Annotated in this window: 21 protein-coding genes; 9 read left to right on the top strand and 12 right to left on the bottom strand. The window is 41.4% G+C overall.

Going from position 1 to position 20892, the window contains the following annotated elements; genetic code table 11:
* Nucleotides 1-100 precede the first annotated feature (100 nt).
* Nucleotides 101-490, top strand: a complete 390-nt coding sequence (queF, locus tag CYCPU_RS0103420; RefSeq protein ID WP_016389693.1) for a preQ(1) synthase — start codon at nt 101-103, stop codon at nt 488-490.
* Between the two features lie 605 nt (nt 491-1095).
* On the opposite strand, the gene htpG is transcribed toward queF, so the two are convergent.
* Complete coding sequence (gene htpG, locus CYCPU_RS0103410; protein WP_015005485.1) at nt 1096-3000, bottom strand: molecular chaperone HtpG; 1905 nt, start codon at nt 2998-3000, stop codon at nt 1096-1098.
* Nucleotides 3001-3217: 217 nt separating this feature from the next.
* On the opposite strand from htpG, the gene CYCPU_RS0103405 reads away from it, so the two are divergent.
* Nucleotides 3218-4087, top strand: a complete 870-nt coding sequence (locus tag CYCPU_RS0103405; protein WP_016389696.1) for a bile acid:sodium symporter family protein — start codon at nt 3218-3220, stop codon at nt 4085-4087.
* 211 nt (nt 4088-4298) lie between these two features.
* Here the strand turns inward: CYCPU_RS0103405 and CYCPU_RS0103400 are convergent, their stop codons facing one another.
* The 3 genes from CYCPU_RS0103400 to CYCPU_RS0103390 all read right to left on the bottom strand — a co-directional run bounded on the left by CYCPU_RS0103400 (nt 4299) and on the right by CYCPU_RS0103390 (nt 7278).
* A complete protein-coding gene (locus CYCPU_RS0103400) occupies nt 4299-5204 on the bottom strand; it encodes a DMT family transporter (protein WP_020161932.1) in 906 nt (301 codons plus the stop codon).
* A gap of 92 nt (nt 5205-5296) precedes the next feature.
* The gene (locus CYCPU_RS0103395) at nt 5297-6310 is read right to left on the bottom strand and encodes a ketopantoate reductase family protein (protein WP_020161931.1); all 1014 of its coding nucleotides are present in this window, start codon (nt 6308-6310) and stop codon (nt 5297-5299) included.
* Between the two features lie 5 nt (nt 6311-6315).
* On the bottom strand, nt 6316-7278 hold the full coding sequence (locus CYCPU_RS0103390; protein ID WP_020161930.1) for a dihydrodipicolinate synthase family protein: 963 nt from the start codon (nt 7276-7278) through the stop codon (nt 6316-6318).
* A 315-nt stretch (nt 7279-7593) separates the two neighbouring features.
* Here CYCPU_RS0103390 and CYCPU_RS0103385 point away from each other — a divergent pair, with 315 nt between their 5' ends.
* On the top strand, nt 7594-9045 hold the full coding sequence (locus CYCPU_RS0103385) for an NAD-dependent succinate-semialdehyde dehydrogenase (protein WP_020161929.1): 1452 nt from the start codon (nt 7594-7596) through the stop codon (nt 9043-9045).
* A gap of 102 nt (nt 9046-9147) precedes the next feature.
* On the opposite strand, the gene hemH is transcribed toward CYCPU_RS0103385, so the two are convergent.
* Together hemH and CYCPU_RS0103375 are read right to left on the bottom strand one after the other, a co-directional pair.
* A complete protein-coding gene (gene hemH, locus CYCPU_RS0103380) occupies nt 9148-10167 on the bottom strand; it encodes a ferrochelatase (protein WP_020161928.1) in 1020 nt (339 codons plus the stop codon).
* A 14-nt stretch (nt 10168-10181) separates the two neighbouring features.
* The gene (locus CYCPU_RS0103375) at nt 10182-11090 is read right to left on the bottom strand and encodes a TIGR01777 family oxidoreductase (protein WP_020161927.1); all 909 of its coding nucleotides are present in this window, start codon (nt 11088-11090) and stop codon (nt 10182-10184) included.
* 115 nt (nt 11091-11205) lie between these two features.
* Here CYCPU_RS0103375 and CYCPU_RS0103370 point away from each other — a divergent pair, with 115 nt between their 5' ends.
* From CYCPU_RS0103370 to CYCPU_RS0103345, 6 genes are read left to right on the top strand one after another with little or no spacing between them, the layout of a single operon-like run.
* Nucleotides 11206-12150, top strand: a complete 945-nt coding sequence (locus CYCPU_RS0103370) for a YbgA family protein (protein WP_020161926.1) — start codon at nt 11206-11208, stop codon at nt 12148-12150.
* Nucleotides 12140-13042 carry a MerR family transcriptional regulator gene (locus tag CYCPU_RS0103365; RefSeq protein WP_020161925.1) on the top strand — a complete coding sequence of 301 codons (903 nt, stop codon included), beginning with the start codon at nt 12140-12142 and terminating at the stop codon, nt 13040-13042. Before CYCPU_RS0103370 ends, CYCPU_RS0103365 begins: the two co-directional genes overlap by 11 nt.
* The gene (gene phrB, locus CYCPU_RS0103360; protein ID WP_020161924.1) at nt 13042-14454 is read left to right on the top strand and encodes a deoxyribodipyrimidine photo-lyase; all 1413 of its coding nucleotides are present in this window, start codon (nt 13042-13044) and stop codon (nt 14452-14454) included. Before CYCPU_RS0103365 ends, phrB begins: the two co-directional genes overlap by 1 nt.
* A gap of 7 nt (nt 14455-14461) precedes the next feature.
* Complete coding sequence (locus CYCPU_RS0103355; RefSeq protein WP_020161923.1) at nt 14462-14989, top strand: lipocalin family protein; 528 nt, start codon at nt 14462-14464, stop codon at nt 14987-14989.
* A gap of 29 nt (nt 14990-15018) precedes the next feature.
* Nucleotides 15019-15477 (top strand): phosphate-starvation-inducible PsiE family protein, encoded by a 459-nt coding sequence (locus CYCPU_RS0103350; RefSeq protein ID WP_015005473.1) that lies wholly within the window; start codon nt 15019-15021, stop codon nt 15475-15477.
* Nucleotides 15474-15854, top strand: coding sequence for a sirohydrochlorin chelatase (locus tag CYCPU_RS0103345; RefSeq protein WP_015005472.1), 381 nt, complete (start codon nt 15474-15476; stop codon nt 15852-15854). The genes CYCPU_RS0103350 and CYCPU_RS0103345 overlap by 4 nt, the downstream gene beginning before the upstream one ends.
* Here CYCPU_RS0103345 and CYCPU_RS0103340 read toward each other — a convergent pair.
* From CYCPU_RS0103340 to CYCPU_RS0103315, 6 genes are read right to left on the bottom strand one after another with little or no spacing between them, the layout of a single operon-like run.
* Nucleotides 15851-16345 (bottom strand): DUF2878 family protein, encoded by a 495-nt coding sequence (locus tag CYCPU_RS0103340; protein WP_083923778.1) that lies wholly within the window; start codon nt 16343-16345, stop codon nt 15851-15853. The two genes, CYCPU_RS0103345 and CYCPU_RS0103340, sit on opposite strands and share 4 nt — an antisense overlap.
* Before the next feature lie 8 nt (nt 16346-16353).
* Entirely contained in the window at nt 16354-17649 is a 1296-nt protein-coding gene (locus CYCPU_RS0103335; RefSeq protein ID WP_016389711.1) for an SAM-dependent methyltransferase, read from the bottom strand.
* Nucleotides 17650-17694: 45 nt separating this feature from the next.
* The gene (locus CYCPU_RS0103330; RefSeq protein ID WP_051088447.1) at nt 17695-18474 is read right to left on the bottom strand and encodes a DUF1365 domain-containing protein; all 780 of its coding nucleotides are present in this window, start codon (nt 18472-18474) and stop codon (nt 17695-17697) included.
* Complete coding sequence (locus tag CYCPU_RS0103325) at nt 18455-19711, bottom strand: NAD(P)/FAD-dependent oxidoreductase (RefSeq protein ID WP_020161921.1); 1257 nt, start codon at nt 19709-19711, stop codon at nt 18455-18457. The genes CYCPU_RS0103330 and CYCPU_RS0103325 overlap by 20 nt, the downstream gene beginning before the upstream one ends.
* Complete coding sequence (locus tag CYCPU_RS0103320) at nt 19711-20475, bottom strand: SDR family NAD(P)-dependent oxidoreductase (RefSeq protein WP_020161920.1); 765 nt, start codon at nt 20473-20475, stop codon at nt 19711-19713. Before CYCPU_RS0103320 ends, CYCPU_RS0103325 begins: the two co-directional genes overlap by 1 nt.
* Nucleotides 20475-20891, bottom strand: a complete 417-nt coding sequence (locus tag CYCPU_RS0103315; RefSeq protein WP_020161919.1) for a nuclear transport factor 2 family protein — start codon at nt 20889-20891, stop codon at nt 20475-20477. Before CYCPU_RS0103315 ends, CYCPU_RS0103320 begins: the two co-directional genes overlap by 1 nt.
* Nucleotide 20892 lies beyond the last annotated feature (1 nt).

Here is a 20892-nt window from a genome sequence, read left to right as displayed (position 1 = left end):
AGAATACTGGTAAATTTAGCCGATAAAAAAGCCGATTAACACCCTTCGCTTTATATTCAATGTAAAATGCGCTTTTAAAGACAACATCCATGATATTTTAATGAGCACACAACCTAATACCGACTTAGAAACCTTTCCTAACCCAAATACTGAGCGTGACTACACGATCCGCATAGACACTCCTGAGTTCACTTGTTTATGCCCAAAAACGGGGCAACCTGATTTTGCAACACTGACGCTTGAGTATGTGCCTAACGAAAGCTGTATCGAACTAAAATCCTTTAAACTTTATATTTGGTCTTACCGAGACAAAGGCGCCTTCCATGAAGCGGTAACCAACTCCATTTTGGCAGACTTGGTTAAAGCCTGTGAGCCACGTTTTATGCGCCTTTCAGCCGAGTTTAATGTACGAGGTGGTGTTTATACCACGGTCGTCGCTGAACATAAGGATAGTAACTGGGAACCTAGCACGCCTGTGCAACTGCCGTAAAAAAACGAACGAACTTTTCTGCATCAAGGCCAGCATTCAGTTTCAATTCATCACTAAGTCTTATCCTTTAACTGCACATTAACAGAACTGCTTTTGCAGTTAAGGATAAGATGATGAAATCACTACATATTATTTCCGCTATTATTTTTTGTTCTTTGTTAACAATAAGCGCGGACACGTTAGCTGACAGAAGACATTCTGATCGCTCAGATCATACCGATCGTAACACTGGCTTTTCAAGCCACCATAACAAGCACTATTCACATAATAAACACCAAAACGGCTACTCGACAAAGCAACATTGGAAGGCAAGAAAACATTCGAATAAGCATTCACAGCATAATTACCGCGACCGCCGTTATTCAAACTATAACAACCACCCTAAGTATTATAATTATAACAGTTACCGGCCAAAGCATTATCACTACAATAATTACCAATCAGGCCATCGGTTTAATAATGCCTTAAACCGTCTTAATTACTACAACCCAGGACTCAACCTGTATTTAAAATTTTAGCCCCTTCCCTTGTGAGGTATATCTCACATACTTAAAAGGCGGCCATTTGGCCGCCTTCTTTTTAGCGTTGAAAAAGAACTTTACTTTTTACAATAAAGATTGCAGTAATTTATTTAAGCGGTGTACAAATGTTGCCGGGTCTTCTAACTGACCACCCTCACTCAACAACGCTTGTTCAAATAACAAGTTCGATAAGTCAGCAAAGCGCTCATCATCCGCTTCATCCTTTAGGCGTTGAATAAGTGCATGGTCTGCATTGATTTCGAAGATTGGCAAACTGGTCGGCATGTCTTGGCCTGCCGCTTTCATAATGCGCTCCATGTGTGCGCCCATCTCATGTTCATCTGCAACCAGACAAGCAGGTGAATCGGTTAGCCTTGAACTAACACGCACATCCTTAACCTTACCATCTAACGTGCTTTTGATTTGCTCAAGCACGCTGTTTAGCGATTCATCTTCTTTCTTATCATCGGTCTTTTTATCCGCTTCATCCTTATCTGATGAATCCAGATCAAGATCACCCTTAGCGACTGATTGTAAAGACTTGCCGTCAAACTCTGGCATATGCTGAACTAACCATTCATCAACATGATCGGTCAATAACAGCACCTCAATACCTTTCTTTTTAAACACTTCAAGGTGTGGGCTATTTTTAACAGTTGAGTAGGCACTTCCCGTTAGATAATAAATTTTGTCTTGGCCTTCTTGCATATTTTCAATATAAGAAGCCAGGGTTACGGTTTGTTTACCCTCAGTTTTTGTGGAAGCAAAACGTAATAATTTAGCAATCCGATCTTTATTTTTTACATCTTCGATAGGCCCTTCTTTCAAGACTGCGCCAAACTCTGCCCAGAAGGTATCAAATTTTTCAGGGTGGTTTTTAGACAATCCTTCAATCAACGATAATATTTTTTTAACCGCGCCGGCTTTTAATAGATCAATCTGCTTGCTTTGCTGTAGTAGTTCACGCGAAACGTTAAGCGGCAGGCTGTCTGAATCAATAATACCTTTAACAAAACGCAAGTAACGTGGCATTAATTCGCCACCTTCCATAATAAAAGTACGCTTTACATATAGTTTTACACCACTGGTTGCTTCTCTATCCCACATATCAAATGGTGCTTTTGCAGGCACATACAACAGCAATGTATATTCATTTTTACCTTCTACCTTACTATGTGTATAGGCAAGTGGGTCTTGATAATCGTGAAGTGTTTGTTTGTAAAACTCATGATAGTCTTCTTCGGTTAAATCATTTTTTGCTTTTGTCCATAACGCTTTAGCACTATTAACGGTAATATCGTCTGGCTCATCTTCTTTCTCTTCATCCTTGTTTTCATTTTTCATCACAATCGGAATATCCAAGTGCTCAGAAAACTTATGAATAATGGCCTGTAGACGGTATGACTCTAAAAACTCGTCTTCACCTTCTTTCAAATGCAAAATAACATCGGTGCCTCGTGCCGCTTTTTCTACGGTTTCAATAGTGTATTCACCTTCACCTGATGATTCCCATTGAACGCCCATGCTTTTATCTTCGCCTGCTTTGCGTGTTACCACTGTCACTTTATCAGCTACGATAAAACCAGAGTAAAAGCCGACACCAAACTGGCCAATCATTTGGCTATCTTTGCCTTCATCACCCGTTAATGACTCAAAAAACTTTTTAGTACCTGAATGTGCAATGGTGCCGATGTTTTTCTTTACTTCCTCTACCGTCATACCAATGCCGTTATCGGAAATTGTTAGCGTTCGCGCCTCTTTATCAACTGACAAACGAACTTTCAGCTCACCATCACCTTCATATAATTCTTCATTAGACAGTGCCGAAAAACGTAATTTATCTGCAGCATCTGATGCATTTGAGACTAATTCACGTAAAAAAATCTCTTTGTTGCTATAAAGCGAATGGATCACTAAATCTAATACTTGTTTCGTTTCCGCCTCAAAGCCTAGCGTTTGTTTTTCATTCTTTTCTATTGTTTCACTCATTAAAGTTACCTTTTATCCATCAAGTTTATTTGCAAATCCAGATATGGGGTCTTGCGAAATATTTTTCAAGCCCTCTCACCAAGGCCTTAAAATTTCACAACGCGAAATCAATCAGCAAGCCTATTAACAGCCCCAAGCGCTGAGCAAAAACTGGCTTGATTAGCATTGCTTTACATATAAGACTATACTGATAAAAGATAACTATAAAAAAAATATCATGATCAGCTACCTTGTTACTATTCTCTTAACTTTACTGATGTTTGGCATGGGCCTTGGACTCACTATCCAAGATTTTAGCCGAGTTTTTACCATTCCAAAGGCCGCTTTGGCAGGCTTAATAGGGCAATTAATTATGTTGCCACTGCTTGGATTTATATTGTGTTATACATTAAATCTAAGTGGCGCTATAGCCATTGGCATTATGTTATTAACCCTATGCCCTGGTGGTGTGTTATCTAATATGTTTACCCTGATCGCACGAGGCGATTTAGCACTATCTGTCACGATGACCAGCATTTCCAGCCTAATCACCGTCTTTACGTTACCGGTTATTCTTAACCTAAGCATGATCTACTTTAACGATGAAACCATTCAGCTGAGTTTACCTCTTCTGAAAACAGCCAGCCAAATCATGTTGATTACCGTCATTCCTGTCAGCTGCGGCATGTTGGTATTACAATATGCGCCACGCTTTGCGAAAGCCTCTAAACAATGGGTGCGAAGAGGCTGTGGTGCTTTCTTGCCTTTCCTGATTGTTGGGATTTTTATGCAAAACGGTGGGTCTTGGTTTGAACACTTCGTACAAGTGGGTCTATTAACTATCTGCCTGAATATCCTGTCTATATTACTGGGCTACGGTATCGCTAAATTTGCAAAACTTGAAAGGCCTCAAACCAAAACGCTTTCCATTGAAGTAGGTGCGCAAAATGCAATGCTAGGTGTCACTATTGCTATCAGCCCTTTTTTACTCAACAATGCCGATGTGGCGATGGTCCCTTCTATTTATGGGGTCACCATGGTTATCATTTTATGGCTCTACGCCTTAACGACAAGCAGAGTTGATAGGCTGCAAAAAGCTAACATATAACAGAACATTATCTGACTATTGGCTCGCCCATTCGTCAAATAGCAGACCTAAGTACATGTATTGAAAAGTTTTTACCGTACGGTTTCATCAGAAGCCTTACACAATAATGTGTTTATAGTATGTTAACCCGACTTAACAAAACCTAGATAACACAAATACAACTCGGCTTCATTCAAATAATCACTCATCACCCAGTCAGCACAAAGAAATATCAGTCTTTCTTGCTAACAACCTTTTGCCTATTGGCATATAAGCTGCCACCAATAATTAATACCATACCTATTAACTGGTAATCGTGCAGTACTTCGTCCAATAAAAGCGACGACAAGACGATTACATAAATTGGAACCATATTAAGGAATAATGACGCACGAGCTGGACCAATAATCATCACTCCCTTATTCCAAAACAGCAAAGACAGCACCGTAGGACCAATACCTATGAACACAACTGCCATAATAACCTCAGCATTGATAATCGGCTTAATAAGGTAATTGGCTTCATACACCCCCAACGGGATCACAATGAAAGTTGATAATAAAATACCCAAGGCTGTTACTACTAAAGGGGTAACCTTCGCCATTGCCAGTTTCGCCGCAATACTATAAACGGCCCAAATAAAAATGGACCCTAAAATAAATAAGTCACCCTTATTAAATCTCAACGCATAAAGGCTCTCCATGCTCCCTTTACTCAAAATAAATACCAAGCCAATAACCGAAACAAACGCCGCTATCCAATGTTGACGGCCTAACTTTTCTTTTAAATAAAACGCTGCTGCAAAAGCCACAGCAATCGGCGCTAGCGAATTAATCAAACCCACATTAATGGCCGTTGTATAGCGCAAACCAAAATACACGGTTGCTTGATAGGCAACTGTTCCCGACAATGCAATTAAAAACACCTCTTTCCAGCCGAGTAAGCGGGTCACTCCTTTAAGGTGCCCTGCTTGGTGCAGTAAAAACAAAAATATAAAGCTACCAATCAGCATTCTCACGCTCATGATGCTCCATGGACCTAAAAAGTCTTTTAAGTAACTGCCAAAAAAAACATTACCCCCCCATAAAATACTGGCAACATTTAAATACAGTAATGCTTTTATTGTTTCTTTATCCATGACTATCAATTCTTAAGTTGGCTCGACACCTTACACGCTACTTGCCTTATAAGCACTAAACAAATGCACCTAAGCCCTGTATTTTTTTACCTCTAACGTAGGCTGTCGATAGTTTTAATAACACGATATGCACCAACGAAGGTAGGGATTGCCACGTTATTTTCCTTTGCTGCTTCAATTAAAGGTAAAAACAAAGCATCTACCTCTGTCAATTTGCCATTAATAACATCTTCATGCATTGATGTCCGGATACCCCGACGCAAGGTTTTCATATGCACACCTAAGTCGAGGCAAACTTGAACAGCATCCTCAAAAGTAGCGTCATCCAATACTTTAAGAAAAGAAAAAGGCGCATAAAAATCCTGTGGAACATACCCCATTGCTTTGTAGGCACCAATTAATTCTTTGGCAATCGTTACATAATGCTCAGCCCCTTCGCGTACTGAAATACCATCAGCGTAATCTAGCGCTGGGATTGCACTTAACGTACTGGCAGCCCAGGCTGACGCGCCAGATACCTGAACCGCTTTTTCCCATAAAACGTGATTAATATCGTCAACAGATTCTGCTTTTAAATTTGCCCCACTAAAGGCCTCGGCTAATAGCTCGGTTCGCTCTGTAGTGCCGCCATTAAGTTCACCAAAAAAGGCTGTTATTGGCGCGCTGACATGATTATTAACCTTCCCTGGCGCAAGCAAAGTACCCCCTTCAATCGTTGAGCCACCAATCACTTTTTCAACACCAAAACTTTCAATCAACAAAGCCTCTTTACCAACACCATTTTGCATCGTTAACGCACAGTTAACCTGATTAACTAAAACTTCGGCATCATTTAAGGCGGCCCGTGCATCTTTGGCCTTGGTTAATAAAATATAGTAGTCAATAACGCCTTCTACTTGATCCGGCACGGTAACGGCACGTAAATTATCCTTAATTAACATGTCACCTAAGCGCCCAACCATTTGCAGGCCTTTTTGGTTGATAGCATCTGCATGTGCTTGCCGACCAATTAATGTTACTTGATGCCCAGATTTAGCTAAATACCCCCCTATTACAGAGCCCAAACCGCCTGCGCCATGTATGCAAATATGCAATTTTTTTTTCATTATATTTAACTCACGCCCAATTCTTTTAATGTTGACTGAATACGCGCCTTTAGTGCAGGCGTACATTGCTCGATAGGGGGACGAATAGGCCCGGCTTTTAAACCAATCTCTTCAAACCATGCCTTCATACTAGCTAAGGCACTGGCATAGGTGAATGTTTGCACTACATCCCAAATAAACACTTCATTATAAAATTCTCGAATATCGTTTAACTGTGCACTTGTTTGATAAGCTTCTTCCCACTTGCCTGCTGCCGACAAGGCCATATAATCTTTGACGATATGACGTTTTTTGCCATACAAAATATAAGACAGCTCACCAAATACTGTTTTTCCACCCTTTCGCAGGTCATCACAAAAAACAGATTCAAACGGGTCAGCTACAATAAAATCAGGGCGAATGATGCTGCGAATTTTTAACGTTTCCACGCGATTCATAACGCCCTGTTTTGTTCCTACAACAGTCTCCAGGTCTGCCAAACGTTGTAGTAAATCCCAGCCGAGTACTTTGCCGGAAACCGGCGTTCTGTATAGCACAACCGCCAAATCCGAGCTATCGGTGATAAATTTAAACCAATTATAAATTTCATCATCACTTTTGAGTTGAACAACGGGGTTTATCACTTCTACACCGTCATAGCCAAGTACTTCTAGGCGCTTCATCTTTTCAATTGTTTGATAAGCACTGGGGTCCAATAATATTGAAAATAAGGGAATCCGCCCATTAACTGCTTCGGCAACCACCTCATGATAACGGTACCATTCGTCTAGCGTTGCATTCCAGCACTCGGCGATGAAACCACCCACTACTAAACCATCCACACCCATTTCAATAAACGCTTCAATATTTTCACGAATCCCTTCTTCATCAAAAGTAAAGTCATCATTCATTGGTGAAATAGGACACATAAACAAACCCTTAATGTGTTCATTCGCCCACTGTTTCGCTGTTTCTCTGCTGTAATTCATGCTCTTCCCCTGTTTAGTCTTTATTATTTTTTTTAGCACTTCACAATTACATCTACCACTGTTTTTATTACTGCTTCACCATTACTCCTTTATTTAATATTTGCAAGGTGTTCTAACATCATAACCCCAGCTCATATTTAATCAATCAGCTTGACACTCCCTTTCTGCAAGATTGAGCATTAAGCCATGACCTACCCTTAAATATTTGCAGTAGTAAGAATTAAAAACGCGATGCTAATAATATTTGCTTTAAGCTTTTAATCCTTTAAATTTATATTACTATGATCTTCTGTCTTATAAAGCCGCTATAAAATCATGCACATTGAAAATAGAAAGCTTTTCAAACAACACGCGTTTATCAACGGGCAATGGGTAGATAGTACTGACCACCAAAGGCTTGCTGTTTATAACCCAGCAAATAATGAGCTTATAGGCCATGTCCCTTTGCTTACTGCAAAACAAACTCAAGACGCTATCTTATGCGCTCAATCTGCATGGGAAAAATGGCAAAAACGCCCCGCCAAAGACCGCTCTAGTATTCTAAGAAAATGGTATGAATTAATTATCGACAATCAAGAAGACCTTGCTACCATAATGACAACAGAGCAAGGCAAGCCTATCAACGAAGCACGTGGAGAAATATTATACGGAGCTAGTTTTGTTGAGTGGTTTGCTGAAGAAGCAAAACGAGTATACGGCGACACCATTCCCGCCCCCAGTAATGATAAAAGAATCATCGTCATCAAGCAGGCTATTGGCGTTGTTGCAGCGATCACACCTTGGAATTTCCCAAATGCGATGATCACACGTAAATGCGCACCGGCTCTAGCAGCTGGTTGCCCCGTTATCATTAAACCAGCATCGGAAACGCCCTTTTCTGCACTCGCGCTGGCTGAATTAGCCGATCAAGCTGGAATACCACCTGGCGTGCTCAATGTCGTCACCGGACAAGCCAGCACCATCGGTGAAGAACTAACATCAAGCCCCATCGTACGTAAACTCTCATTCACGGGCTCTACAGAGGTTGGCAAAACCTTAATGCGCCAATGCGCAGATACGATCAAAAAAATAAGCCTTGAATTAGGTGGAAATGCACCCTTTATTGTCTTTGATGATGCCGACCTAGATGCCGCTATTGAAGGCCTGATGGCCAGTAAATTTAGGAACACAGGGCAAACCTGTATCTGTGCAAATCGAATATTTGTTCAAGACAGTATTTATGATGAGTTTGCCGAAAAGCTAACTGCAACAGTGCGTCAACTCACTGTTGCAAATGGTATTGAGCCGACCGCAGAGCAAGGACCTCTGATTAACACCGCAGCACTTGATAAAGTTAAAGAACACGTTGATAACGCCGTTCAATTAGGCGCTTCTGTGCTAACCGGTGGAGAGTCGCATGAATTAGGCGGGCTCTTTTTTCAACCCACGGTATTAAGCAATGTCTCTCCGGCGATGAAAATCACTCATGAAGAAACATTTGGTCCCGTTGCCCCGCTCTATCGCTTTACAACAGACCAGCAAGCCATTGAGCTTGCTAACGATACACCTTTTGGCTTAGCCGCTTATTTTTACTCACAAAACATTAAGCGTGTGTGGCAAGTTGCTGAATCGCTTGAAGTAGGTATTATTGGCATCAATGCGGGCATTATTTCATCAGAAGTCGCGCCATTTGGAGGCGTTAAAGAGTCTGGTATTGGCCGCGAAGGCTCTAAATATGGTATCGATGAGTTTGTAGAAATCAAGTATTTATGCCTAGGCAACATGTAAACAATTCGGGGCCAAGGTTAAAGTATTAATGTCGCTTTTACTCAGTCACCCATTATTGAAACTGCGATTAAATACAAGGATATTGTTCCAAGCTTAAGCTTTTTATCCTTCCTTCGCTTCGCACCACGCCCCTAGCGTATTAACCCATGCAGGGTGATCATTAAGACACGGAATTAACTGTAACTCGCCCCCCCCTGCTTCCTTAAACACCTCGTCTGCACGAATGGCTATTTCTTCAAGTGTTTCTAAACAGTCTGTGACAAAAGCGGGGCAAATCACCAACACTTTTTTAACGCCTGATTGGGCCAGTTCACGCAAGCGGTCTTCTGTATTAGGTGCTAACCATTTAGCGCGGCCAAGCCGAGACTGAAAACTAACCGAGTATTTTTCTGGCCCTATCTGCGCCTGTTCTACAAAACATTGCGTGGTGCGCATCACTTGGTGGCGATAACAGGTTTTATGCGCTTCGCTTGGGCGCTGGCAACAGTCTGCACTTTGCAGGCAATGTTGGCCCGTTGGGTCACGTTTTGTAATATGCGATTCGGGTAGGCCGTGATAACTAAAAACGATATGATCGTAGGCTTGCTCTAAATAGGGCTGGGCGCTGTGTACTAAGGCATTAATATAATCAGGTTGGTCATAAAACGGCGCAACAACGTTAAGCTTGATGTTTAGATTGTGTTCTTTAATAACTCGCTCGGCTTCTTCAATAGAAGTGGTGACGGTACTATCGGCAAAATGTGGATACAGTGGGATATACAAAACTTCTTCTATACCGGCTTGTTGACTGAGCGCTAATAATTCCGTTTCAATGCTGGGCTTACCATAGCGCATGGCCATTGCAACAGGCATATCTAATTGAGATTGCAATGCGTTTTTAAGCCGCTCTGATAAAACAATCAACGGCGAACTTTCATTCATCCAGACACTTTTATAAGCTTCAGCAGAAGCTTTTGGCCGCGTTGGCAATACAAACAGGCTAACAATCATTCGGCGCAATAACCACGGTAACTGAATCACGTGGGGGTCCATTAGAAATTGATTTAAATAGCGCCGGACTGAGGCTGTTTCGGTATTGTCTGGTGATCCTAGGTTAGCCAATAATACTGCTTTGTTTGTCATTATGTCGTCCGCTGTTAGTGTTTGGTTTGTAAAATATCTGTTAACGCTGTTTGTAAATCAGAATAAGCAAAGTTAAAACCCATTGCATGAGCTTTCTCGGGAATGGCTCGTTGCCCTGTTAATAATAAGCCAGACATTTCACCTAATACGCCCTTAAGTAACCAAGCAGGGATTGGAATAAACGCATAACGATGTAGGGTCTGCGCTAAGGTTTTGGTAAATTCATTGTTACGTGCTGGGTTAGCAGAGCACGCATTAAATGGCCCTTGAGCTTGCTCGTTATTAGCAAGGAACGCCAGCAAGCGTACCATATCGTTAATATGCACCCAAGGCATGTATTGTTGACCAGAGCCGAGCTTTCCCCCAAGGCCTAATTTGAAGGGCAGCAGCATTTTATGTAAAAAGCCTCCCGTTGGTGCTAACACTAAGCCGGTTCGTATAGTGCACACGCGTACACCAAATGCTTTGGCGCGCAGTGCTTGTTGCTCCCATGCATCACACAATTGGTGGGTGTATTCATCCACAAAATTACTGTGCTCTGTTAACACTGTGTCTTTGCCATTGCCATACCAGCCAACGGCCGAACCACTGATTAAACAGTCTGGCGTGGTTTTGCGCTGGGCGATCCAGTCAACAAGCTGTTGCGTTAGCTCAATTCGGCTTGCTTCCAGCAACGCCTTGCGTTTTTTTGTCCATGGCTTATCGGCAATGGGTTCGCCTGCCAAATTGAAAACCCAATCAATCGGTGTCTCATCACTAATATCGCTTAACGACTGAATGCCTTTAACATGTTGGCCGCATTTAGCGGGCACTGTGTCGGGCTGCCGACTAAGCACGGTGACCTGATGCTGCTGGCTTAGCAATAATTTACACAAAGCCGAGCCAATTAAGCCTGTACCACCAGTTATAAGAACATGTTTCATAGAAATGACCTTTAATTGATGGCTTTATAATGGCATATATTTGTACAAAATAACATTCTTGTACAACTTTTTATAAGCTGCTATTCTTGCATACAGTTTATAAGGGACATTAACAATGAAAATAAAAGTAGGAATTAGCAGTTGCTTGCTGGGTAATGAGGTACGTTTTGACGGCGGTCATAAGCATTCTCGTCTTTGTACCGATAGTCTCTCTCGCTATTTTGAGTTTGTACCTGAATGCCCTGAAGTGGCCAGCGGCATGTCTATTCCTAGAAAACCCATCCGCCTTATTGGCGACGTACAGTCGCCTAAGGTGGTGGCTGTTCACGATAATAGCGTAGATTACACCGATCAGCTGAAGACATATAGTGAACATAAAGCGCAACAGCTAGATGAATTATGCGGTTATGTATTTATGCAAAAGTCACCTAGTTGTGGGGTGTTTCGGGTCAAAGTCTATCAAGAAGGTGGTTATCCTGCGGCTGAACCCGGTCGTGGGGTTTATGCTAAAGCCGTTATGGAGGCTAAGCCATTATTACCCGTTGAAGAGTCTGGCCGATTAGAAGATGCGGTGCTCAGGGAAAGCTTTATCACGCGGGTTTATGCTTATCACAATTGGCAACAACTAAAGAAACAAGGGCTTAGTTATCAAGGCATTCTTAAATTTCACGCGAGTTATAAGTATTGCTTAATGGCGCGTACCCCCACGCATTATGTTGAGCTTGGTCGATTATTGGCCGATGCGGGTAAGCACGATATTGATGACTTGGCTGAGCACTATTTTAGTTTGTTAATGGAAAATTTAAGCGTTCTTGCCACCCGTAAAACGCATACCAATGTGTTAATGCACTTACAGGGTTATTTGAAAAAAGTGTTATCCGCTAAAGAGAAACAAGAGCTAGGTAAGCTTATTGAACAATATCGTACTAATCAGGTGCCGCTCATTGTGCCCATTACCTTGCTGAAGCATCATTTTAACAACCACCCCGACCCCTACATTGAAAAACAGGCATATTTGCAACCTTACCCAGACGATTTGAGTTTACGTAATGCTATCTGAAAAAACGTATACGATTGGTGATGTTAGCCAACAAACCGGGGTGGCCTCGGTCACCTTGCGCGCATGGGAGCGGCGTTATGGCTTAATTAAGCCACAAAGAACAGCGAAGGGCCATCGTGTGTATAACCAAGGCAATATTCAGGATATTCAACACATATTGTCGTGGCTAAACCGTGGTGTAGCGATCAGCAAGGTGGCTACTTTGCTTGCCAGCGGTAAGTCATATGCTGCGGCTGAGCCGGTTGCTGAACAATGGTTAGTGGAGCAAAATAAATTGTTGTCGAGCATCACAGAGCTTAACAAGCATGGTGTAAACCAGATGCTGGACCGATTAAACAAATCTGTGCCGTTTACTACACTCTGTGAATACGTCTACCACCCTTTGCAGGTAACATTAGTCCAGCGCTGGCAACTGCAACCACTGGGCTATCAGCTGGAACAACAGCTATGGCAACAAAGTTGGCAACGGCAAATGCTAATAATGACCTTGCGTACAGAAAAACAAAAACCACAAGGACATTGCTATCTAGCAAGCCTAGACCTTGATGGGACATCATTGGGTTATTATTTGCTGCATAGCCTGCTTTTGCAAAGCGGCCTTCGTGTTAATGCCTTTGGTAAAGTTGAAGATTTAGCGGGTTTAACACGCTTACATAATAATGCTGAATGGCCATTAATAGTATATGCAGATCAACGCCTAGAGCAAACAGCATTTAAGCCGTTAGCTAAACTTGGCACACTGTGGAAAGACGATATTATCTGCCTTGGCTTGGCATCGGATATTCACCATGAGCAATTAACTAGCCTAGGTATTGCCTGTGTAGGCGGCCATAGCAGTAACGCTTGGCAATCCGCTGCGATAAAAACTTGGCTAGAAAAAACAAAACGCTAATGTCGGCACAGCATGAATTAGTTTGGTTTCGTAATGATTTGCGCACCATTGATAACCCTGCGCTTTACCATGCTTGCCAATCGACACAGCCGGTTATTGCAATATATATTGCCACACCACAACAATGGCATCAGCATGATGATGCTGCGGTAAAACTGGACTTTTGGCACCGCAATCTCGTTCAACTTGAAAAAGAGTTAGCTGAGCTAAATATTGAATTGCACTTTTTTCAGCATGATAACTACCAGCAAATTCCTGATTTAATCGCCACTATTTGTCAGCAGTGGGCTGTAAATCAAGTGCACGTTAACGCGGAGCTGGCCGTTAACGAAAGTCAAAGAGATGCAAACGTTATTGAACGATGCCAAGACATTGGCGTGGCCTATCAAGAGCATCACGACCAATTGCTGCTTCCACCAGCAAGTATACGGACTAAAACCGGCACGCCGTATAAAGTATTTACAGCGTTTTCAACACAAGCTCGGCAGCGGCTTGCGACCCCGCCTAGCCTCTACCCTGTACCTAATCCTTGCAAAAAAATAAGCGACAACGTAACGAAGAGATTGAAAGAGCAGTGTCAACTTGCAGACATACCCTGGCCAACGGTTTCAAACAAAATACAAACCTTTTGGCCTGCCGGTCAACAGGAAGCCTTAACTCGATTGACTGAATTTTGTCAGCAGCCTATTCAACACTACAAAACCGATAGGGATACGCCATCGTTAGCTGGCACCAGCCGACTTTCGCCGTATCTAGCCAGTGGAATACTCTCCGCTGCACAATGTTGGCACGCAACCTTGCATTGTGAAATGAGTGATGGCGTACATATTTGGCAAAACGAATTGCTGTGGCGTGAATTTTATAAACACACACTGATTGATTTTCCGCAAGTGTCTAAACATAAGCCCTTGAAGCTGCAAACAGAGCAGATTGAATGGCGACATGATAAAGAGCAATTAGCGGCATGGCAGAACGGTAAAACGGGAATCCCCATTGTTGATGCAGCCATGCGGCAGCTATTAACAAGGGGGTGGATGCATAACCGTTTGCGGATGATAGTGGCTATGTTTTTAACGAAACATTTATTGATAGACTGGCGCTTAGGTGAGCGTTGGTTTATGCAACATTTAATTGATGGTGATCTGTCGGCAAACAATGGGGGCTGGCAATGGTGTGCCTCAACAGGCTCTGATTCGGTGCCTTACTTTAGAATTTTTAATCCAGTCACTCAATCGCAACGGTTTGATCCAAAGGGTGCTTTTATTCGCCATTACCTGCCAGAGCTGGCACACTTATCAGATAAAGACATTCATTTACCCAGCGCCAAGAATAGACCGGAGAATTACCCTAGCCCGATTGTTGATTTAAAGCGGGGTCGCTTAAGAGCGCTGTCTGCTTTTAAAGGTGTATAGTCACTCTATGTTTAGAAAAAAAACCATAGCTTATCTTTTTTTCAGTGTTGTTTTTATCCTGTCCGGATGTGTTGGCATACCAGAGGGGGTAAAACCGGTTGAAAATTTTCAGCTTGAACGGTACTTAGGAACATGGCATGAAATTGCGCGGCTAGACCATTCTTTTGAAAGAGGGCTTAGCAAAGTTACCGCAGACTATAGCTTAAGAGAGGACGGTGGTATTAACGTTGTTAACCGTGGGTTTTCAGCCGACAATAATGCTTGGCAAGAAGCCCAAGGTAAAGCTTATTTTGTGAATGACGCCGATGAAGGGCATTTAAAGGTATCATTTTTTGGCCCCTTTTATGGTTCGTATATTGTTTTTGAGTTGGATGCCGTAGGCTATCAATATGCCTTTATATCGGGCCCAGATAAAGACTATTTATGGTTGTTAGCAAGAACCCCTACCGTTAAACCAGAGGTGATAGACCGGTTTATCTCAATGTCAAAATCTATTGGATTCGACACCTCAGCGTTAATTTTCGTTCACCAGTAATTACCTTATATATTTTAAAGAGACCTGACATGAGCCAGCATGATGAACTACCTACCGAGCACCACGACCCTTTAATTTCCATTTTGCATAAGGCCATAAAAGTGGCCATAAAAATACTGGCTGTATTAATGGTGCTGGTTATTTTTTGGGGAGTCGCCGATGTTTTTTATGTGATGTATAAGCAACTACTAGCGCCTCCTTTCTTGTTGCTTAGCTTGTCAGATATATTTAAGACCTTCGCTGCTTTTTTAGCGGTTTTAATCGCGATAGAAATTTTCCAAAATATTGTGCTTTACTTAAGGACTGATGTATTTCCGCTAAGGTTAGTCGTCGCAACGGCTATGATGGCAATGGCTAGGAAAGTTATCATTATTGACTTTAAGTTTGTCGACCCTATGCATATGTTTGCTCTAGCGAGTATTATTCTGGCTTTAGGTATCACTTACTACTTGCTAGGAAAGAATCATGATGAGACTGTTACATCATGAATGCACTATTACTAGTTGCGCATGGTAGCCGACGCAAACAATCGAATGATGAGGTAGTCCATCTAGCTGAAAAGCTTAAAAAGAACTGCGGTGAACAATACGATATTGTTAAGCCGGCATTTTTGGAGCTAAGCGATATATTGATTCCTGAAGGTATTGAGCAGTGTATTGCAGAGGGTGCAACATCAATTACCGTTTTGCCTTACTTTCTTAATTCTGGTCGGCATGTGGTGGAAGATATACCTAATATTATTAATAGGTGTACAGCTCAGCATGCAAACATCAATATTAGCCTTTCGCCTCACTTAGGCGCTTCTGATTTAATGGTGGATTTATTGATTTCAACCGCGGTTAACTCGACATTAGTGAGCGCTTAAGTGGCCAGCGGTCTTTTTTTAATAAAAGCAACAAACAGCACGGCCCAAAAAACAGCACTTAATAGAGTAAATTCAACCGGCATCTGTATGCTGACAGCGGACAGTTTGCTGGCAGCCCAATATGAAGCTGGGCCAAATAAGCCTCCCAATAAAGCGGCAACCTTTAGCTTACCGCTTAACCAGCGGTAACACTGTTCAAACGTAATAGAAAAAAGCAGCCAAAGCAACACTAACCAAAAAGGTAGAGTCGGGCCATCAGCAGCAAACTGAATAAACTCAAGTTTGGCTAAACTCCAATCTGCCAGGCAACCGCTTATAAACATTAAAAGCTTCGGCAAGGCGTACGATAAATAGTCTTTTTGCTTTGTCTTATATAGGTCGAGCAGCAAATAAAGCAAAATCAAAGCGATTGAGACTAAGTAAAGCAAACTGTCGTGGCATGAAACGAGGACTAGCCAACCAGCCTGAAATAATAAAACTGTTTGCCACAGGTTGATTGTTATGTCTCCAGTGCTACTAACGACATTGGAACCCGCGCCATAGGTTTAACTAAATGCAACTGCGATACACTAATTACCTGTTCTTTAAATCCACCTTCGCAATAACTGAAATAATATTCCCACATCCTAATGAACTCATCACTAAAGCCTTGTGCCTTTACCTCTTGAATATTATTTTTAAACGATTTGTTCCATTCATTTAACGTTCTTGCGTAATGCATACCGAAGTCATCCATATTGGTCATTCGCAAATCACTCGATTTAGTTAGGCTGTGGCTAATCGCGTTAATAGACGGTATACAACTACCAGGAAAAATATAGCGCTTTATAAAGTCGACATCTTTTTTTGCGCTATTAAATCGCTGGTCACTAATAGTAATGGCTTGAATAAGCATCTCACCATCGTCTTTTAAAAGCGCACTACATTTTGAAAAGAAGGTGTCAAAGTATTGATGACCTACCGCTTCGATCATTTCTATTGACACTAACTTATCATACTGCCCTGTCAGCTCACGATAGTCTTGTTTTAATAGCGTAATCTTGTTGCTTAAACCCGCATTGTCAATTTGTTGTTGTGCATAGGCGTACTGTTCTTCAGAAATTGTAGTTGTGGTGACATGGCAGCCATAGTGTTTAGCCGCGTACATCGCAAAACCACCCCAGCCTGTGCCAATTTCAATCACTTGATCTTCTGGCCTTAACTTTAAACGAGTACAAATTCTTTCTAATTTATTGGCCGAGGCTTGCTCCATTGTGTTATCTGGTTGATAAAAAATACCCGATGAATACATCATCGTTGGATCCAGAAATAGCTTAAAGAAATCATTACCGAGGTCGTAGTGCGCAACGATATTACTTTTACTTCCCTTATGCGTGTTCTTGTTTAACCAGTGAAATGCTTTTTTAATGGGGCTTGTAAAGCTCGCCAAACCTGTCTCCATTGAGTCCATAACAGATTGGTTTAACGCAAATAGCTGAATAACCTTGGTTAGATCAGGTGTGCGCCAGTAATCATTTATATAAGATTCGGCAGCCCCTATGCTACCGCCTAAAGCGATATACCAATAAAATTCGTTATTTAAAACGTTTATTTCTACGACTAAATCACTGCTTTTATCACCCATAAAATGGTGTGTTTCCCCACTGTCGGTCAACGTTAGTTGACCATACTGAAGGTGATTTAGCTGTTTAAATACAGCTTTTTTCAACACCTTGCTAAACAAAGTGCCTCTGCGATGAGAGGCTTTATTTTCTAAGTGTTGTGTTAGTTTTCTTACTGATGCTGATTTGCTCATACCATCCTCAAATTATCATTGTTAGGTTACTATCGAGTCTATTCATTACTTAGTGTTATGCGTTTTAGGGTGATCATAAAAAGGTGTTTTTCTTAACCATAACTTTAATGATTGCCAGTAAATACCAACTATTACTTGCCACGTCATCAAAGGGAACGTTACGAGAGCAGCGCATAAATTTAACGAATTAATTTCTTTGCGCTTTAATGACAAATTAACATCAAAGAACGTCTCGTCATCCTGCGTGTTTTTCATATAAACAGCTAATTTTTCACTCGGCGTATTAAAACGCCAAAAATAGCGCATACCCATCGGCAAAAATGGCGATACATGAAATGTTTTTTCAAACTCACTTCTAACCACTTTAGAGGGGCTATTGCTTGCGTCGGAGGGTCTATTATCTAAAACATAACAGTGCCTTTCATTCCACGGCGTGTTATTAATTTGCGCGACTATAAAATCAAGCGTTTCACCATCTTCGTTAAAGCAATAATAAAAAGAAACTGGGTTAAAGCAATATCCAAAATAAGACAGATGTGTCAGTAACCTTATGGGCCCTTTCGGAACAACGCCTAACTGTGCTTTAACTTCATGTTTAACCGCGGTTTTTATACAGCCGTTTTCATCCGCTAAATATTGTTGAGTCTGGAAGCTAGCGACATTGGGTTTATTTAAGGACCAGAGCCAAAATCGATCAAACAACGTCGGTAATTCATCAAGGTCTAAATACAACATAAATATAGTGTATTGAAATTCGTTTTCTTTCGGCTTAAACCGCCGATGTCTCACTCGGCCAGTAAATATTTTACTGTTCACCGAGCACATCTCTATTGAAGTCTTTAAGTGCTTGCAAGGCACTAACAACGCCATCTTCATGAAACCCATATCGCCAATAAGCACCACAATAATAGGTACGATTTTGGCCGTTTAATTCGCTGTGTTTTTGTTGTGCTTTTACACCGTCTACACTAAAAAATGGGTGCGTGTATTGAAGTACTTTAATGATTTTTTTGGGGTCAATAGCTGCAGTATTATTAAGCGTTACATTAAAGGTGTAATCACTTTTAAGTGACTGCAAAATATTCATATTGTAGGTCAATGCGACGCGCTCTTTTTTCTCTTTCAATAAGTGATAATTCCAAGCGCCCCAAGCTAATTTACGTTTTGGTAATAGGCTTTGGTCATAATGTAAAACAACTTCATTATTGATGTAAGGAATAGCACCCAACACCTCGTTTTCTAATGGGGTTGGTTCTGCTAACGAACTTAACGCTTGGTCACTATGTGAGGCTATAAAAACATAATCGAAACGCTCTTCTTCATAGCCGGTCGCTTTTACAAATACACCACCTGCTGTCCTGCGTACATTTTCAACAGGTGCTGACAAGCGGATCTTGTCTTTATGTCCAGCGATAAGGGGTTTTAAATATTCCGAAGAGCCGCCCTTAATAACAAACCATTCGGGACGAACATCGACCGATAACATGCCATGGTTATGAAAAAACTGCACAAAAAAACGTGCTGGAAAGGCAAACATACTATCGTGGTCGGTTGACCAAATTGCAGCTCCCATAGGTATAATATAGTCATGTATAAACTCCTTACCGTATTGATTATTATATAAATAATCACCTAGCGATATTGAGTCTGTATCGTCTGCTAGCAGGCTAAGGCTTTCTTTATTAAAACGTAATATTTGTTTTATCATCCGATAAAAACGGGGTCTAAATAGATTCCTACGTTGCGCGAATAGAGCATTCAGGTTAGTCCCATTATATTCAAGACCTGTACGCTGATTTTGAACGCTAAAACTCATCTTGCTTGATTGATAGGGCACCTCCAATTCTTTTAATAAGTTAATAAAATTAGGGTAGGTCTTTTTATTAAAGACGATAAACCCCGTATCAATGACTTGCTTCTCACCACCTAGCTCAACCGTATGTGTATGTGTATGGCCACCGGCATAGTTTTCAGCTTCAAAAACGGTAATATCATGTTTTTTGTTTAAGTGGTATGCCGCCAAATTACCCGATATACCTGTACCGACAACAGCAATTTTCATCAGCTTGACTCCGGCACGGTTTTACTTAATATTTTTGCTGCCAAGCCTGCAGGCAGACACGATACAAATTTCAAGAAATAGGTAAACCGTTTAGGAAAATGGATTTCTGTTGTTTGTTTCATTAACTGTTTAACAATTGTATGTGCGGCTTCATCGGTGCTTACCCTAAATGGCATATCGAAGGTGTTTTTATCGGTTAAGGGTGTTTTAACAAAGCCAGGGCAGATCCAGCTGACCGCTATGTTTTTTGGAGCCAGCTCTATTTTTAAGCCTTGAAATAAGTTTCTAATAGCCGCTTTACTCGCTGAATATGCTTGCCCTGAAGGCAGACCTTGCCACCCAACGCTAGAACTCATACCTACCAAATACGCATTTTCAGATTCTTTTAATAGCGGTAAGGCCGCTTCAATTCCCCTTATCATAGTGAAATAGTTGGCCTCTATCATTCGTTCAAACGGAGCTGCTGAGAAATGATAAGCATCAACATATTCAGCCGTCCCTGCATTAAAAATAACGCAGTCTAACCCTCCCGCTGATGCATTAATGTCAGCCACGATGTTTTTATTAACATCTGCAGATGTTAAATCGCCGGGCAAAATGGTTATTCTTTCCTTGCCGGAAAAGTTTTCGCTTAATTTTTCGGTATTTCTCGCGCTGACAAATACATGGGCACCTTTTTCATGCAGTTGATCAGCTAAACATCTCCCAATTCCGCTGGAAGCACCCGTAACCCATACTTTTTTACCGTTAAAATCGTAGGCCATTAGAGCCTCCGTTTAATGAGTCTGATGATGTTTCTAATCAGCGGTATTTGCTCGTACAGCATCTGACCAGCATCATAGTAATCTCGGTGATAGTTTATTTGCTCTTCTTCGTTGGTTTTTAAGTGTGTTACACCGGGCACAATATAGGGCTTTCCCCCGTTCATTTTTGAATGGGCCAAGGTCATATCCCAGGTTATGAAATGACTGTTTTTATCCGATGTAACTTCTTCGAAATCAAAAGATATGGAGGAAACATTGTCATATAAACCTGCAAAATAAACCGTTAAATTATCGACCCCTTCAATTGTATGTAAGGGGTCGATAAAGGTAATATCTGCACTATAAAGGTCTGTTAATAACTCAAGATTATCTTTATTGAGCCGTTGGTAAATTTGAGTAAAGTCTTCAATTATCATC

Origin of the sequence: Cycloclasticus pugetii PS-1 (assembly GCF_000384415.1) — a bacterium.
In the GTDB taxonomy this organism is placed as follows: Bacteria; Pseudomonadota; Gammaproteobacteria; order Methylococcales; family Cycloclasticaceae; genus Cycloclasticus; species Cycloclasticus pugetii.
Note: the sequence above shows the minus strand (reverse complement) of the source record. Positions and strands in the feature narration are given on the sequence as shown.

Coding starts and splice junctions, on each gene's coding strand:
- CYCPU_RS0103390 (WP_020161930.1), bottom strand. CDS start 7,278: ATGAATTACAGCAGAGAAACAGCGAAACAGTGGGCGAATGAACACATT.
- CYCPU_RS0103355 (WP_020161923.1), top strand. CDS start 14,462: ATGTTTAGAAAAAAAACCATAGCTTATCTTTTTTTCAGTGTTGTTTTT.
- htpG (WP_015005485.1), bottom strand. CDS start 3,000: ATGAGTGAAACAATAGAAAAGAATGAAAAACAAACGCTAGGCTTTGAG.
- CYCPU_RS0103345 (WP_015005472.1), top strand. CDS start 15,474: ATGAATGCACTATTACTAGTTGCGCATGGTAGCCGACGCAAACAATCG.
- CYCPU_RS0103320 (WP_020161920.1), bottom strand. CDS start 20,475: ATGGCCTACGATTTTAACGGTAAAAAAGTATGGGTTACGGGTGCTTCC.
- phrB (WP_020161924.1), top strand. CDS start 13,042: ATGTCGGCACAGCATGAATTAGTTTGGTTTCGTAATGATTTGCGCACC.
- hemH (WP_020161928.1), bottom strand. CDS start 10,167: ATGACAAACAAAGCAGTATTATTGGCTAACCTAGGATCACCAGACAAT.
- CYCPU_RS0103365 (WP_020161925.1), top strand. CDS start 12,140: ATGCTATCTGAAAAAACGTATACGATTGGTGATGTTAGCCAACAAACC.
- CYCPU_RS0103350 (WP_015005473.1), top strand. CDS start 15,019: ATGAGCCAGCATGATGAACTACCTACCGAGCACCACGACCCTTTAATT.
- CYCPU_RS0103325 (WP_020161921.1), bottom strand. CDS start 19,711: ATGAAAATTGCTGTTGTCGGTACAGGTATATCGGGTAATTTGGCGGCA.
- CYCPU_RS0103395 (WP_020161931.1), bottom strand. CDS start 6,310: ATGAAAAAAAAATTGCATATTTGCATACATGGCGCAGGCGGTTTGGGC.
- CYCPU_RS0103400 (WP_020161932.1), bottom strand. CDS start 5,204: ATGGATAAAGAAACAATAAAAGCATTACTGTATTTAAATGTTGCCAGT.
- CYCPU_RS0103330 (WP_051088447.1), bottom strand. CDS start 18,474: ATGTGCTCGGTGAACAGTAAAATATTTACTGGCCGAGTGAGACATCGG.
- queF (WP_016389693.1), top strand. CDS start 101: ATGAGCACACAACCTAATACCGACTTAGAAACCTTTCCTAACCCAAAT.
- CYCPU_RS0103370 (WP_020161926.1), top strand. CDS start 11,206: ATGAAAATAAAAGTAGGAATTAGCAGTTGCTTGCTGGGTAATGAGGTA.
- CYCPU_RS0103335 (WP_016389711.1), bottom strand. CDS start 17,649: ATGAGCAAATCAGCATCAGTAAGAAAACTAACACAACACTTAGAAAAT.
- CYCPU_RS0103315 (WP_020161919.1), bottom strand. CDS start 20,891: ATGATAATTGAAGACTTTACTCAAATTTACCAACGGCTCAATAAAGAT.
- CYCPU_RS0103405 (WP_016389696.1), top strand. CDS start 3,218: ATGATCAGCTACCTTGTTACTATTCTCTTAACTTTACTGATGTTTGGC.
- CYCPU_RS0103385 (WP_020161929.1), top strand. CDS start 7,594: ATGCACATTGAAAATAGAAAGCTTTTCAAACAACACGCGTTTATCAAC.
- CYCPU_RS0103375 (WP_020161927.1), bottom strand. CDS start 11,090: ATGAAACATGTTCTTATAACTGGTGGTACAGGCTTAATTGGCTCGGCT.